Origin of the sequence: Shinella sp. M27, assembly GCF_049199905.1 — a bacterium.
Lineage (GTDB): Bacteria > Pseudomonadota > Alphaproteobacteria > Rhizobiales > Rhizobiaceae > Shinella.
The window spans coordinates 141,994-157,493 of sequence record NZ_JBLZPK010000065.1 but is presented as its reverse complement, the minus strand read 5'-3'; the positions used below and the strand labels follow the sequence as shown (position 1 = coordinate 157,493).

Sequence of the window (15,500 nt, the reverse complement as noted above, 5' to 3'; positions counted from 1 at the left end):
CGTATCCTCTGCTTCATCAGAGGTAGTTCAGCAGGCTTAGGTTCTGGATCCGCGAGGTGAGCGTGTAGGCGAGCGAAAGCTGCGATTCGAGCGTGGTCACGCGTGTCGCCGCCTCGTAGGTATCGATGCCTTCCATATCCTTGATGCTGGTGCTCAAGATGGTGACCTGGGCGTCGAGAGAGGTGTTGGCCTGGGTCACGCGGGATTCGGAAATGCCGAGCTTCGAGCGTTCCCCGTCGATGCCGGAGACGGCGCGGCCCATATAGTCGATCGCTGCATCGCTCACGACCTTGCGGGACGCCTCGGAAATATTGAGTGCCAGGAGTTCCTTGCCGATCACCAAACCGAGCGCCATGTGGCGCATGCCGTCCACATTGGTGTTGGTCGAGCTCTGCACCGTTTCGGAGGCGCTGATGCGGCTGTTCATGTTCTCGTCGGACGCGTTCGACCAGTTGTTCTCCCAGTCCACGCCCATGAAGCTCGTCTCGAGCGAGTCGACAAATGACTGCATGTCCGTGGGGTCGATGGTCGAAACGGCCGCATCGGTCTGGTCGAAGCCGAAATGCGCCAGGAAAGCGGCGTCGAAAGCGGTCTTCGCATCCGACACGGGCGACGTCTGGGCATAGTCGTTGAACGGCATCACGTCGGAATTGATGCCCGCGAACAGGTATTCGCCGCTGAAGGAGGTGTTGGCCGCCGCCGTGAAGGTCGACAGCGCCTCGCCGATATTCTTCTGGGCAAGCTGGAGCTGGTCGGAGGAGGTGATGCCGGAAAGCGCGATCAGCACGCCCATGGCGTCGTTTGCCGCCGTCGACATCTGGCCGAGCGCGGCCTGGGAGGCGGCAAGGCGCTGCGTCGTCAGGGCGTTGGTGCTCTTCAGCGATTCCATGCGCTGCAGGTCGCGGTGAAGGTTCAGCGTGCGGGCGGTCTTCGCACCCAGCTCCGCGCCGACATCCGCATGACGGCCCGTCACGGACTCTTCCTGGACCTTCAGCATCTCCTTCTGCGCGCTCGCAACCGTGATGCGCATCGCGTTCTGGAGGGACATGTTGGAAACGAAAGAAGCCTTCATAGCTTAGCCTGCCGCCTGGAGAAGCGCGGTGATCATCTCATCGACCGCCGATACGAGTTTTGCCGAGGCCTTGTAGGACTGTTCGAGATCGAGAAGCAGCGCCAGCTCTTCGTCGAGACTGACGGAGGTCACGTTCTGGAGCGCTTCCTGCGTACGGCCAAGCAGCGCCGCCTTGTCGTCGCCGGCCGTGGTCGCCGCGCTGCGCAACTGTTCCAGCCAGCCGACCGAGCCTGTCGAGAAGGCGAGGATCGTTGCCGTCGTGTCGATCGCCGCATCCGCATCGAAGGTCATGGGCGTTTCGAACGCCGCCGCATAGCTCTTCAGCAGATCAGAGAAGCTGGCATTGTTGCCGGTATTGAACGTATCGTTGATGCCGTCACGCAACAGCATGGCGTTGCCGCCCTGGCTGGTGATGACGGCGGGATTGACCTTGATCACCGCACCGAGACCGGGCGAATTGACCGTCGGAATGCCGCTCCAGGTGAAGAGGCCGTCCGTGTCGACGAAGGTGCCCGAGCCTGCTGGCGTCTCGATGCTCTCCGAGAACATCGAGATCAGGCCGCGCGAGATTTCGTCGAGCTGGTTCTGGAAAACCGGGGCTGCTTCGTCGCGCAGCTGCAGCAGGGCTGCGATCGATCCCTGGGCGCTGGTGTTGCCGCCGGCACCCGCCTGGACGGCGACGCCATCGATATAGATCTGGTTGCCGGTGACCGCCGCCGTATAGGTCGGGGTCGACGTGAAGGTGACCGTGCGCGGCTCGGTCTCGAAAAGCACCGTGCCGTCGCTGGTATAAAGCGCAAGGTCGTTGTTCGTACGCTTCAGCGTGCTGACGCCGACGATCTGGGAGATCTGCGTCAGAAGCTTGTCGCGCTGGTCGAGCGCGTCATTGACGTCGGTGCCGGCGGCCGTGCCCTGCTTGACCTGATCGTTATAGGTCTTGAACTCGGCGAGCAGACGGTTGAGTTCCGTCACGGCAGTGCCGATATCGGCATCCGCCTCGGCGCGCATCTTCTGCACGGCAAGCGACGTGCTGTTCAGCGAATTGGCGACGTCGGTGGCATCGGCCACCACCGTCTCGGCAAGCGAAACTTCGTTCGGCTTGTCGGCGAAGGCCTGGAGATTGTCGCGCAGCTTGGAAAGATAGGTGGACGGGGCGAGTTCGTAGTCCTCGCCGCCGAGCATCATCTTCATGTTGGTCAGCCCCGTCAGGAGCGTATCCTGCGCGGACGACTTGGAGATGCTGAGGAGGTTCTGCTTCAGCAAAGCCTCGTTCTGGGCCCGCTGCGTTTCGACGACAGAAGCACCCGTTGCGGCCGTGGCGAGAACCGCCGACCGGCGCGCATAGGCCGCGTCGCTTGCATTGGCAATGTTCTTCGACGCGACGGCCGATTGCAGGCCTACGTTCGAAAAGCTCGACTGAGCAGTCTTCATTGCTGTTGAAAGCGACATCGGATTTACCTAACTCTCGACTGCGCGCGGGGTTCAGGCCGCATTATCTCTTCAGGTTGACGAGCGTTTCCATGAGTTCCGAGCCGGTCTGGAAGACCTTTGAATTCGCCGTGTAGTTACGCTGCGATTCGATCATACTCGTCAGTTCCTCGGCGATATCGACGTTGGAATCTTCGAGCGCACCGGAAATGATGCTGCCGTAGCCGTTGCTGCCGGCATAACCCATGACGACGACGCCCGAATCGTTGCTCTGCGAGTAGACGTTGCCCGGCAGGGGCTTGAGGTTGTCGGGGCTCTGCACCGAGGCCATGGCGATACGGTATTTCGGGGTCAGTTCGCCATTCGAATATTTCAGCGAGAGAACGCCGTCGTCGCTGATCTCGTAACCGGTGACCTTGGCGGCCGCGTTGCCGTCGATCTTGCCGTTGGAGACGCCGAAATCGGAGGCGAGCTGGGTGGAGCCGCCGATGCTGATTTCCAGCGAGGCGAGGTTCGCACCGCCGGTGGCCAGCGCGCTGGTCGTGATCGTTGCCGGCGACGGCGACAGGAGCTTGCCGTCGGTGCCGAAGACCATGGCAATCGGGCCGGCGATAGACGTGCCGTCGTAGGTCGCCTCGACCGTCCAGTTGTTGTCCGACACCTTGGTGTAATTGAATTCGATCAGACGCGAATTGCCCTGGCTGTCATAGGCCTTGAGCGAGGTCTTCTTCTCGAAACCGTCAGCCGCATTCGACGGCAGGTTGACGTCGAGCGCGCCCTCGGTCGAACCCGTGGCGCTGAGTTCGCCGGAGGAAAGGTTGATCTCTTCCAGACCGTCGAAGCCGTTGACGACGATCGTCGGATCCTCGGTCGAGGAATATTCGTAGCCCATCAGCGTGAAGCCGGCGGAGTTCTGCAGCGAGCCGTCGTCCATCGGGGTGAAGGCGCCGGCGCGGGTCATGTATTCCTGGCCGTCGCTGCCCTTGACGATGAAGAAGCCCTTGCCGTTGATGGCGAGGTCCGTCGACGACGTCGTGTAGGTGAAGGTGCCCTGCGAGGCGATGGAGTAGCGCACGTCGGTGGTCACGCCGCCGGAATTGTAGGCGCCGCCCGTCGCGGGCAGAATCAGCGAGGAGAACTGGGTCGAGGCCTTCTTGTAGCCCGTCGTGTTCGCATTCGCGATGTTGTCGGCAACCGTGCTCAGGCGGTTCGCCTGGGCGTTCATGCCGGAAACACCCGTTCTCATCGTACCGTAAAGGCTCATATCAAATCCCCGTTCGTCTCGTCACCTAGACCCTATGGGACGGGCCTTGCGTGAAGCTGGCTGCAATGTGCTCCGGCGGGGTCCGCCTTCCCCGCCGGAGCACAAACTTTTTCAGCCCTGCCAATCGATGCAGTAGCCAAGGAAGCGCTTGGAATCGATCGGGTCGAAACCGAGCTTCTTGCGCAGCTTCTTGCGCAGCTTGCTGATGTGGCTTTCGACCACGTTCTCTTCGACGTCCTCGTCGAAAATGCCGTAGATCGCGTTGAAGATCTGGGTCTTGGAAAGCCGGCGGCCGCGGTTGGCGACCAAATATTCCAGGATGCGGCGCTCGCGGCGCGGCAACGGAAAGACCTCGTCGTTGATCTCGGGATCGCGACCATCGGAGAACACCCTGATAGGGCCGATCTCGGTGAAATTGGTGAGCGCCTTCAGGCGGCGCCGGATGGCCGCCGCACGGGCCAGGATTTCCCGCGGATGAACCGGCTTGCGCACGACGTCGTCGACGCCGCTGTCGAACAGCGCAAGGGTGTTTTCGAGCGACGGTGTATCGCTGACCGCGATGACCGGAGCCTGCGAACGATCCCGGATCGCCCGCGGCAGTTCCATGCCGTGCTGGCCCTGACCGATCAGGAATGCCTCGACCGCATCGATGTCGGAATCGGCAGCGGTGTTGACCCACTCGCCGAACTCACGGGGGTCGAACCCCGTCGAGGGTACGCCCTCGCGACCAAAAAGAGAAGTATAGCCGTCTTTCACGAGCTCGCGCTCATCAACCACTACGATCATTCGTCCGCCTCCGAATCAGTGTGGTGCTTCGTTCAGGCAGTGGTACGAATCGGGCGAATCACCGGCAACTAGAGAAAGTGACTGGGTGAATTTAACAGTTGATTAAGAATTTCGTGCCGATTTGGTCTACATATAGTAGCTTATCCGGGATTGCGCCACAATTTTACGGTGGAAAAGTTAACAAAGGTTAACGCTGCGCCTTGCCATGCCAAAACAGGGCGCATTCCTGCCACATTACGGCACAGGCCGAATAGGCTCAAAATATCAACTTTTAATAGAATTACTGGCAGAACGTTTTCGCGTTCGTCGTCCAGCTTCCATAGCCCGTCGCAACCAGATTGGCGATCACCCGGCAAACATAACGCTTCTGCGCGGGGTCGTTGTTCGGGCCCGCATGGTAACGGGCGACAGCCATGGTCCAGGTCTCATGCCTGGCGTGGAGACGCGCAAGAAAGGACGCCGCATATTCGACATTCTTGCGCGGGTCGAACATTTCCGCCGGCGACGCGAACTGGTCGCCGTGGAAATGGTGATTGATCTGCATGCAGCCTAGGTCGATCAGCTTGGCGCCGTGCGCCCGCGCCGCCTGGAAGGCTTGCAACGCCTCCTCCTGGTTCCGGCCAAAATAGGCCTTGCCCTCGATATTCATGGCATAGGGCTGCAACGATCCCTTCCGGCCGGTCTCGGTGAGACCGACGGAATAGAGGATGCCGGCCGGGATATCGTATTTCGCGGCAGCGGCGAGGATCTCGCGCTCGCAGCTGCCCGCCGATGTCGCAGCCTCAGAGGTAGACGCCGCCAGAGCGCACAGGCTGGCCGCCAGCGAGACCAGAAGCGTTTTCCGACGTGTTGCCGTCATGGGAGGTTCCTTCGCCTGCGAAAGTGCGTGTGCCGTCGCCATTGCCGCCCTGGCGGCCGTTACCGCCCTCACGGGCCTGTGGCTGACTGGAGAACTGCTGCTGTTGCTGTGAGGACTGTCCGTCGCCCTGCTGCGGCGTGCCGCTACCGCGATCGACCGGCGAAAGCTGGACGCTGACCTGGTCGACGGCGAAGCCCTGGCCACGCAGCGCCTTGACGATGGCGTCCTGATCGTCGCTGAGCTGACGATAGGCTTCGCCCGTCTCCACCTGCAGCGAAACGACCAGCGCGTCGCCATGCAGGCGCAGTGTGGCCGTCACCATGCCGAGGTCGATCGGCTTCATCTGAATTTTCAGCGTATTGACGACCTTGCCGGTGACCGCCTCCTCAGAATGGCTGAGGCCGCTGGTGGAGCTGAGCGATGCCGCCCAGTTCGGGTCCTGCGCGATGGCGGTCGTCACCGCACCGGCATTGCCGGTCTGCGCCAGGCCGATGTAGCGGCGGGAATCGAGCACGGTCACCGTCTCGGCCTTGGCGGCGGTCTGGCTGGCGTCGCGCACGCTCGTGCGCTCGCCGGTACCGGAAATGCTCATATCGAGGTCCCGGCCCTTGCCGTCGGCGCGGATCAGCCGGAAGAGCTGGTCCGTATCCGACTCGGGCACTTCGCCAGCTTCAGCCGTATCGGCGAGCAGCGCGGCGTCCGCATTGGCAGTTGCCTTACCATCAGCCTTCGCGGTGAGTGCGATCTCGGCCTTCGCCGCGCCCTTCTCGCCCGCCTGCCCCTTCACATCCGGCATGATACCGGATGCCGCTACCTGGGCGGCAGCGCCATTGATGACGGATTGCGGAATGGCAGCAGGCGTACTCAGCATTTCGAGGAGATTGCCGACATCGCTCCCGGCTGGAGCTTCGTCAACGGTCTTGGCGTCCTTGCCGTCCTTGGTGCCCTTAACGTCCTTGGAATCGCCACGTACCGTCTGAAGCTTATCTTCCGCCTCATGCTTGGCCTTGGGCTCGTCGCCCTTTTTCGTAGCGGCTCCGCCAGCCTCGTGGTCGTCCGCCCGCGTCTTGTGGAGCGGTGCCCCCTTCTCATCCTTATGCGGACCAAACTGCTCTTCAAGAGGCGCCTTTTCCGTCCTGGCGGACGACGATGCGACGCTCGCCTCCTGCAAGGCCTCTGCGAGTGCGGTTAGGTCCCGCGGGGTACTTGTGCGCGTGTCGGTGGTCTGCTCGATCTGGATCTGGCTGCGGCCGGTCTCGGCAATAGAGATGCGCCCGCCCTTGCGACCGCTCTCACCATCGCCGGCTTTGCCTTGCAGGCTGGCCACCGCGTTGGCGAACGCGCTCTTTTCCGCGGTGTCCGCCGTTTTACCGTGGGCCGCCTTGCTCTTGGACGACGTCTGTCCCGGCACGACGCCGTTAATACCGTTGCCGATGGTGCTCAACTGCCTTCTCCTTTCAAGAGCGCGTCGATGGCGTCGAGCTTGGACCGGCCGCTCGACACGAAGGTGTCGAAAGCCGGATCGATACCCGCCTTCTCCTGCTGCTCTTTCTTCTCCGTCTCAGGCTCGGCGGCTGCGACCGGGGTCTCCTCCGCGCCTGCGCGCGGATCCATATTCCGGTCTGCCGTTTCGGCCTCACTCAATCCGTCATAGGAAGGGTCTTCACCCTCCGCCGGAAGGGCAGCCTGCGTTTGCGGCACGCTCTCTTCCACTGCGGCCGTCTCCGGCGCCCGCAACACTTCCTCGGCCACCGCCTTCGCCGCCGCCTTCAATGCCCGGTCCTTCGGCGAAAGCTTGTCGTCGGGAATGGCGGCAATCGCCTCCATAGCCGAGGCGACGTCACCCGACGGCACGGAAGCGAGCCCCGAATAGAGATCCGCCAGAACCTTGGGTACGCTTTCGCCGTCGTCAGACAGCATTTGCGCCCGTGTGGCGGCGAGCGTCGCGAGCTTGTTCTTGCCGGTGATGGCTGCAAGGCGCGCCATGCGCAGATAGACCTCGCGCTGGCGCGGCACGTCCATGAAGGAAAGGACCTCCAGGATGTCCTCTTCCTTAAGTTCATCGAAATGATCGACGGCCAGCTTCACGAACAGATCGGCAAACTGGCTGGCATAGGGCGAGCCAAGGTAGCGGCGCGCATAGCGATTCGCATAGATCATGCTCTTGTCGATCCAGCCGGCCTCGCTGGTGATGAAGATGGAGCGGCGTAGCGCCGCCTCCTCAACGATCGTGCCGGGCGCGACGAGCCTCGCCCAATCGAAATAGGTCAGCGCCAGCGCCGGGTCCTTGCGGATGACCGAATTGGCCGAGACGAGCGCAAGGTAAGGTCCGACGCGCGACCGCTTGTATTCCGGAAAGATCTCCGCAAGCGACTTGACGCTCTGCGTGCCGCGGCCGGAAAGATAGGCGCGCAACGCATCCGTCAGGCGGGAATCGAAATGCCCGTCGACATCCTTCTTGATCAAGAGTTCCAGCGTCTCCGGATTGCCGCCGCTCATCGCATAGACGAGGGCTGCATCCACGTTGCGCGGATCGTCGAAGACAGAGGATTCGGCCGTGCGCAGCCGGTCGTCGATGGTGGTCAGCAGGAAACGCTGCATCTCCATGGCCGAGTGATCGCCGAGCACCACCGTGTCCTGCACATATTGCAGCGACCGGATCATCTTGTAGGGCTCGATATCCTCGGGGCTGTCCGCGCGCGCGGGTGCACCGGCACCGAGCGCTGCGCAGAAAACCGTACCTGTCAGGAGAAGGCGGCGGAACAGGCCCATCGATCAGCCGCCTTCGGCCTGGATGAGGATTTCGATACGGCGGTTCGCATCCGCCATGGGATCGGACGGTACTTTGAGGCGCCGGTCGGCGAAGCCGGTGACCTGGCTCACGCGCTTTTCCGCAAGCCCGCCGCGCACCAGCATGTAATAGGCGCTCTGCGCGCGATCCATGGACAGGCGCCAGTTGTCGTTCTTGCCGCCGGCAAAGGGCCGTGCGTCGGTATGGCCGCGGATGGCGATGGCGCCGGGGCGGCTTTCGAGGATCTTGCCGATCTTCTCCATAGCCAGCACCATCTCGCGCTTGGGCAGCGCCGAGCCGATATTGAACATCGGCGTGTCCATCTGGTCGGTCAGGCTGACGAGCAGGCCGCCCTCGGCGGGCGTCACGGTCAGGCCTTCCGCCAGTTTGCCGAGCGTGCCGATCTGCTGGGTGATCTCGGCCTTCAGCTTGCCGGCGTCGTCGTCTTCCTTGGTCTTCTTCTCTTCGGCGGCTTTTTCAGCTTCTGCCTTGTCGGCTTCGGCTTTGGCAGCTTCCGCCTTCTCTGCATCGTCCTTGGCGAGCGCTTCCTGCACGGTCTTGTCGCTGGCGACGGCGACCTGCTGGTTCGCCTTGCCTTCGCTGCCGTTGCTGGTCGCCTGGGAAATGTCGACCTGCTGCGTCCAGAAGTCGGGATCGAACGGGTCGCGATAGGCTTCGCCGCCATCAGCACCCGTCGCCGGGCCGGAATTGGCCGCACCGCCTTCGCCCTTGGCGCTGACATTGGCCTGCTGGCCGACTTCCTGCGCGATCTCCGACAGGACCGAATAGGGGTTCTCGAAGAAGTTAGCCTCGGAGTTCTTCGTCTCCTCGCCCGCCGTCGTGCTTTCGTCCTTGCCGCTTTCGGCGCCGTTGCCGGCAGCCTTCTTCTGGCCGGCTTCCTTGGACTTGTCCTGCGTCGCCTCGCCTTCCGCACTGTTGGCAGGTTTCTTCACCGATTTGTCGGCCGGCTTGTCGTCGGTCAGCTTGATCGGGTTGAAATAGGCGGCAACGGAGGCCTGCGTCTTCTCATTGGCGGCATTGACGAGCCACATCACGAGGAAGAACGCCATCATGGCCGTCATGAAGTCGGCATAGGCGATCTTCCAGGCGGCCGAATGGTGGTCGCCGTCATGGTCGCCATGGCGCTTGACGATGATGATCTCGTTCTTGCCGTGGTGGTGATTTTCGCCTTCGCTCATGCAAGCACCTTGCGTACGGTATCAGCCCAGGCTGCCATCCGTGTTACCAGGACGGTTTCGCCATACTCCACCGTCAAATCGACATCCTGCGTCTCGACATGCCGGAAGACCGGCGCGGGGTCGTCGAAACGCGCTTTCAGCTGTTCGAAGAGGTTTGCCGGCCCCTTCACCGTGATGGTCACGCCCTCGCCGTCTTGCAGCCCTTCGGTGATCATGCGCGCGAGATCGGCGACGGCACCCTTGGTCAGGATCTGGTTCATGACGGGTGCCAGCACCTGCGCGGTCTGGGCGGCGACGACATCGGCAACCTCGCCCGTCAGCATCGAGAAGCGTTCGGCGAGCGCCCTGGCATAGTCCTGCTCGTAGCGCAGGCGCAGCGTTTCCAGTTCGGCCTTGTGCGCCTCTTTCAAGGCATCCATCTCGGCGTCGAACCTGGCATGAAGCTCGGCCTCGGCCTCCGAGCGTCCCTCCGCGAAGGCGGTGGCCCGTTCGGCCTCGATATCGACCGGCGGCAAGGCGAGCGGCATGGCGAAGGGTTCGGCAGTCGTCGCGCTTTCGTCCTCAGTGCCGAAGCTCGGCGGCTGGAAGGTCGGCGCCTTGGCGCGCGGCGGTGCGCCGAAATCCTTCAGGTAGCGGGCGAGTTGTGCGCTCATGCGCCCTCTCCCTGCTTTGCCGCGTGCCCGGCAAACGCAAACGAAGCCCGGCGGATGAACCGCGGGCCGCTCGAACGCCTGCTCTCGAAAACACTGGAACCTGACAACACCGCTGACCTATCTCCACGGACACAGCGCCTTCCGGGAGGCGAAAGGCACACAATCTTCCTGATCGTGCCGCTGAACCTAGGCGTTCAAACTTGTGCGAGGATGAAGATGAAGGGTGTTGGGCCGCGCCAGGGCAAATCGCGCGGCCCAACCGCCCATCCCGGCCGATGACCAACGGCCGGGTGGATTTCGAAGCCTTGCCGCGCTTACTGGCGGAAGAGCTGAAGAATGTTCTCGGCGCTCGAATTGGCGATCGAGAGCGACTGGATGCCGAGCTGCTGCTGGGTCTGCAGCGCCTTCAGGCGGGTCGATTCCTCGTTCATGTCGGCGTCGACCAGACGGCCGATGCCCTTGTCGATCACGTCCCCGAGGGTCGCGACGAAGCTTTCCTGCATCTCGATACGCGTAGTGATGGCACCGAGCGTGGAGGCGGCGTTGGTCAGGTTCTTCAACACGAAGTCCGTGACGCTGATCATGCCGTCGATTTCCTCATAGGTCGTATCCGCCCTGAGACTGACAACGGTATCATCGGTAGGATCGCCGAGAGCGTCCATATTGATGATGGAGTACGGGCCATAGCTTGGCGGATCCGTCATGACGTCGGAAAGGTCGATCGGCTTGGTGAGGTAGCCCTGCTCCGGCGTTTCGATATCGATCAGCACGGAATTTGCGGTATCGAAGTCGAGCGTGGCGACCTTGACGTTGCCGTCGGCACTGCGCACGAAGGACGCGACCACGGATTTGATACCGAGCGCGTCCGTGCCCGTATTATAAAGCCAGTTCTCGCCGGAGAAGGATGCCGACTGGGCCGCCGAGATGAGCTGGTTCTTCAGTTCGGTGATTTCGTCGTTGATCTTCGTCTTGTCGACGCCCGGTTCGCGCGCGGCGACCAGCTTGGCCTTGATCTCGCTCATCACATCGATGACGTTTTCCAGCGAGGTATAGGCGGTGTCGACCTTCGCGGCACCGAGGCCCAAGGCGTCGGCGACGGTCGAGATCGCGCGGTTGTCCGACCGCATTGTGGTCGCGATCGACCAGTAGGCGGCGTTGTCGGCGGCGGTTTCGACGCGCAGGCCGGAGGAGACGCGTGCCTGTGTCGTTTCGAGACCGTTGTCGATGGAACGGAGGGTCTGCAGCGCCGCCATGGCGGCGGAGTTGGTCAGAATGCTGGTCATTGGACTTACCCTGAATGTGTGTCGGGGGACATGCCGGAGTAAGCGGGGACCGGTAACGAGGAGAGTGCTCATGCATCCGGCGCCGCTCGTTTGCCCTGGGCGCCAGTCCATCGTTCTTAATGAAGGGTTAACGGCGAATGGTTAACAAATGGTTAATGCCGTTAACGCTTTAGCAAGGAACATGAAAAAAGGATTACCATCCGGCGGCAAGTTCTGGCTACAGAAGCCCCAATTTCAACCTTTAGGCGAGCTATCCGCCTGCCGGCCATGCCCGGAAGTGGCACAAAGCCGTACCAAACCGGCAAACTTGCGTATCATTCCCATCCAAAACGTATCGAAGATTGCAAGGATGTGTTGCATCGCGTTAACGTATTTTTAGAACTTGCTGCTTAGAACTTTCACTAGTTGTAAGAGTAATACCCATCCGGGTTCTTACGACCCTGGCGTAGGGATCGGAGCCGAGATACGGCTCCGGAAGCATGATGCCCTTCCGATGCGCTGGCTCGTTCGAGTCATGTTCCAAGTAAACATTGAATCGTCCGTCAGGACACCCGAATTGCATCGCCAATAGCGGGTCCAAACGGACGTCCACGCTGCAGCAAGCGCAGGACATGCTGAGTCTTCCGTGACGGGACCGTGCCGGGCCTTTCGCGACGTCGACTCGCAGGGACATGACGTTTGTGGACAGCCAACCATCAAGGGCGCGTTCATGACTTCAATCGTTACATCTCTCTCGATCAACCAGATCAAGGCGCTTTCGTCGACCGCGATCCAGAACCTCACCACAACCGACATCGCGGCTCTGAGCTCGACGCAGATCAAGGCTCTGAGCTCGACGCAGATCGCCGCGCTCGAATCCGACGACATCGCCACGCTGTCTTCCACGCAGCTCAGCGCCGTCACCGCCGCCGCGATCACCGGCCTCACCCTTTCGCAGATGGACGCGCTCAGCGCGACCAACATCGTCGGCCTCAGCTCGACCCAGATCAACGCGCTCAGCACGGCGCAGGTCGCACAGCTCGACAGCGACCAGGTCGACGCCCTGACGTCCACGCAGATCGGCGCCCTCAGCGCCGCCGCCATGGGCGTGATGGCTTCGGACGAAATCGCGACCTTCACCTCGGATGAAGTCGCCGCCATCTCCACCAAGGTTCTGGCGCAGATCTCTACCGACGCGATCGCCAATTTCAACAGCGAACAGCTCGGCGCCCTCTCCTCCAAGCAGATCGCCTCGCTGACCTCTGCCCAGGTTGGCGTTCTCACCTCCGACCAGGTCGCAGGCCTGACGAGCGGCCAGGTTTCGGCCCTCACGGTAAAGCAGGTTGCTGCTCTCTCCACCGACGCCGTCAAGGCACTCGACAGCGACCAGATCGCAGCCCTGACCGCCAAGCAGGTCGCCGCCCTGTCGACCGATCAGGTTGCCATCCTGGACTCCGATCAGGTTTCGGCCCTTTCGAGCACGCAGATCGCTGCCCTCAGCGCCGCTGCACTCGGCACGATGGCTTCCGACGAAATCGCGACCTTCACGACGGATGAAGTTGCCGCCATCACCACCAAGGTTCTGGCTGCCCTCTCCACCGACGCGATCGCCAACTTCGACAGCGCGCAGATCGGCGCCCTCTCCTCCAAGCAGGTTGCTTCGCTCACCACCGCACAGGTTGCCGTTCTGACGTCCGCACAGATCGACGGCCTTACGACAGCTGGCGTTGCCGCCCTGACGACCAAGCAGGTCGCCGCGATGTCGACGGATGCCGTCGTCTCGCTCGACAGCGACCAGATCGGCGCGCTCTCGGCCAAGCAGGTTGCAGCCCTCACCACCGACCAGGTCGAAATCCTGAATTCGGATCAGGTCTCTGCCCTGACGTCCACCCAGATCGCCGCCCTCAGCGCCGCTTCCCTCAACCTGATGGACTCGGACGAGATCGCAACCTTCTCGACGGACGAAGTCGCCGCCATCACCACCAAGGTCCTGGCAGCCCTTTCGACCGACACGATCGCCAACCTCGACAGCGACAAGATTGGTGCCCTCTCCTCCAAGCAGCTCGCAGCTCTCACCACCGACCAGGTGTCGAAGCTGACCTCCGACCAGCTTGCAGGTCTGTCCAGCACCAACATCTCTGCACTGACGGCCAAGCAGGTCGCCGTGCTCACGACTGATGCCGTCGCAAAGCTCTCGACCGACCAGGTGGCTGCTCTTTCCGCCAAGCAGATCGCAGCTCTCACCACCGATCAGGCCGAAGCCCTGACCTCGGACCAGGCCGGAGCCCTGACGTCGACGCAGATCGCCGCCTTCGGCGCCGTTGCTCTCGACACGATGACTTCGGACGAGATCGCAACCTTCTCGACGGATGAAGTCGCCGCCATCTCCACCAAGGTCCTGGCTGCCCTTTCGACCGACACGATCGCCAAGCTCGACAGCGACAAGATTGCCGCGCTCAGCAGCAAGCAGGTCGCAGCCCTGACGACGGCGCAGCTCGCAACACTGACGTCCGATCAGGTCGATGGCTTGACGACGGCCAACATCGTCGCGCTTTCCGCCAAGCAGATCGCCGCGATTTCGACCGACGCCATCGTCTCGCTCGACAGCGACCAGGTCGCAGCCCTCACGGCCAAGCAGATCGCGGCCATGACCACCGATCAGGTCAAGACCCTGAACTCGGATCAGGTTGCTGCTCTGACGTCGACCCAGATCGCCGCCCTCACCGCTGCCGCCATGGACACGATGGCTTCGGACGAGATCGCGACCTTCACGACGGACGAAATTGCCGCCATCTCTACCAAGGTTCTGGCTGCCCTTTCGACCGACACGATCGCCAACCTGGACAGCGACAAGATTGCCGCCCTCAGCAGCAAGCAGATCGCCGCTCTGACCACCGCACAGATCGCAACGCTGACCTCGGACCAGGTCGATGGCCTGACTTCCGCCAACATCGTTGCCCTGACGGCCACGCAGATCGTAAAGCTCACGACCGATGCCATCGCATCGCTCGACAGCGACCAGATCGCCGCCCTGACGTCCAAGCAGGTCGCAGCCCTGACCACCGACCAGGTCGAAACCCTGACGTCGGATCAGGTCGAAGCCCTCGGCAGTGCGCAGATCGCAGCCCTCAGCGCCGCAGCGCTGGGTGTGATGGAATCCGACGAGATCGCCAAGTTCACCACGGATGAAATCGCCGCTATCTCCACCAAGGTGCTGGCTGCCCTCTCCACGGCTGCTCTCGGCAACTTCGGAAGTGACCAGATCGCTGCTCTCAGCACCGCTCAGGTCGCCGCTCTGACCACGGCTCAGGTCGCAAGCCTGATCTCCGACCAGCTCGATGGCCTGAAGACCGACCAGGTCGTGGCTCTGACGGCAAGCCAGGTCGCAGCGCTCTCCACCGACGCCGTCGCATCGCTGGAAAGCACCCAGATCGAGGTCCTGACGTCCAAGCAGGTCTCCTCGCTCACCACCGATCAGGTCAAGACCCTGAATTCGGATCAGGTCGCGGCGCTCACCAGCACGCAGATCGCAGCCCTCAGCGCCGCAGCGCTGGACACCATGGCATCCGACGAGATCGCAACGTTCTCCACGGATGAAGTCGCAGCCATCAGCACCAAGGTTCTGGCCGGCCTGTCGACCGACATCGTGTCCTTCCTCTCGACCGATCAGGTCGGTGCGCTGAGCACCGGTCAGGTCGCCGCGCTGACGACGACGCAGGTTGCGGTTCTCTCCTCGACCCAGGTCGACGGTCTGACGAGCGGCCAGGTCGCCGCCCTGACGGCCAACCAGATCAAGTCTCTCTCGACCGATGCTCTGGCATCCTTCGACAGCGACCAGATCATCGCCCTGACCTCGGCCCAGATCGCTGCCCTCAGCACCGATCAGGTGGCAACGCTGACGTCCGACCAGATCCAGGCGCTGACCTCGACGCAGATCGCCGCTCTCTCCTCCGCCGCCCTCGACGCGATGGACTCGGACGAGATCGCGACCTTCTCAACCGACGAGATCGCTGCGATCAACGTGAAGGCCCTTCCGGGTCTCTCCACGGACGACATCGCCGCCCTGGACTCCACACAGGCCCAGGCCTTCACGAGCGCACAGATCGCGGCTCTGAGCAGCTCGCAGGTCGAAGCGGTCATCGCAGCCTACAACGACGTCTGATAAAGACGCCGGAACATCGAAACG

Annotated in this window: 11 protein-coding genes; 1 reads left to right on the top strand and 10 read right to left on the bottom strand. The window is 62.4% G+C overall.

Annotation, left to right across the window (positions count from 1 at the left end; all coding sequences use genetic code 11):
- Nucleotides 1–16: 16 nt before the first annotated feature.
- The 10 genes from ACOZK4_RS24540 to ACOZK4_RS24495 all read right to left on the bottom strand — a co-directional run bounded on the left by ACOZK4_RS24540 (nt 17) and on the right by ACOZK4_RS24495 (nt 11,335).
- Entirely contained in the window at nt 17–1,072 is a 1,056-nt protein-coding gene (locus ACOZK4_RS24540; RefSeq protein WP_313523609.1) for a flagellar hook-associated family protein, read from the bottom strand.
- Nucleotides 1,073–1,075: 3 nt separating this feature from the next.
- Nucleotides 1,076–2,521, bottom strand: coding sequence for a flagellar hook-associated protein FlgK (flgK, locus tag ACOZK4_RS24535; RefSeq protein WP_313523608.1), 1,446 nt, complete (start codon nt 2,519–2,521; stop codon nt 1,076–1,078).
- A 43-nt stretch (nt 2,522–2,564) separates the two neighbouring features.
- The gene (locus ACOZK4_RS24530) at nt 2,565–3,764 is read right to left on the bottom strand and encodes a flagellar hook protein FlgE (RefSeq protein WP_421594306.1); all 1,200 of its coding nucleotides are present in this window, start codon (nt 3,762–3,764) and stop codon (nt 2,565–2,567) included.
- A gap of 111 nt (nt 3,765–3,875) precedes the next feature.
- Complete coding sequence (gene rem, locus ACOZK4_RS24525) at nt 3,876–4,550, bottom strand: transcriptional activator Rem (RefSeq protein ID WP_257949870.1); 675 nt, start codon at nt 4,548–4,550, stop codon at nt 3,876–3,878.
- Nucleotides 4,551–4,830: 280 nt separating this feature from the next.
- Nucleotides 4,831–5,409, bottom strand: a complete 579-nt coding sequence (locus tag ACOZK4_RS24520) for a transglycosylase SLT domain-containing protein (RefSeq protein WP_313523602.1) — start codon at nt 5,407–5,409, stop codon at nt 4,831–4,833.
- Nucleotides 5,333–6,853, bottom strand: coding sequence for a flagellar hook-length control protein FliK (locus tag ACOZK4_RS24515; RefSeq protein WP_421594305.1), 1,521 nt, complete (start codon nt 6,851–6,853; stop codon nt 5,333–5,335). The genes ACOZK4_RS24520 and ACOZK4_RS24515 overlap by 77 nt, the downstream gene beginning before the upstream one ends.
- Nucleotides 6,850–8,175: a chemotaxis protein MotC gene (motC, locus tag ACOZK4_RS24510; protein WP_421594367.1), complete on the bottom strand. Its 1,326-nt coding sequence runs from the start codon at nt 8,173–8,175 to the stop codon at nt 6,850–6,852. The genes ACOZK4_RS24515 and motC overlap by 4 nt, the downstream gene beginning before the upstream one ends.
- Before the next feature lie 9 nt (nt 8,176–8,184).
- The gene (locus ACOZK4_RS24505; protein WP_421594303.1) at nt 8,185–9,399 is read right to left on the bottom strand and encodes a MotB family protein; all 1,215 of its coding nucleotides are present in this window, start codon (nt 9,397–9,399) and stop codon (nt 8,185–8,187) included.
- Nucleotides 9,396–10,052, bottom strand: a complete 657-nt coding sequence (locus ACOZK4_RS24500; RefSeq protein ID WP_421594302.1) for a hypothetical protein — start codon at nt 10,050–10,052, stop codon at nt 9,396–9,398. Before ACOZK4_RS24500 ends, ACOZK4_RS24505 begins: the two co-directional genes overlap by 4 nt.
- 314 nt (nt 10,053–10,366) lie before the next feature.
- Nucleotides 10,367–11,335 carry a flagellin gene (locus tag ACOZK4_RS24495; protein ID WP_313523593.1) on the bottom strand — a complete coding sequence of 323 codons (969 nt, stop codon included), beginning with the start codon at nt 11,333–11,335 and terminating at the stop codon, nt 10,367–10,369.
- Nucleotides 11,336–12,044: 709 nt separating this feature from the next.
- On the opposite strand from ACOZK4_RS24495, the gene ACOZK4_RS24490 reads away from it, so the two are divergent.
- The gene (locus ACOZK4_RS24490) at nt 12,045–15,476 is read left to right on the top strand and encodes a beta strand repeat-containing protein (protein WP_421594300.1); all 3,432 of its coding nucleotides are present in this window, start codon (nt 12,045–12,047) and stop codon (nt 15,474–15,476) included.
- Nucleotides 15,477–15,500 lie beyond the last annotated feature (24 nt).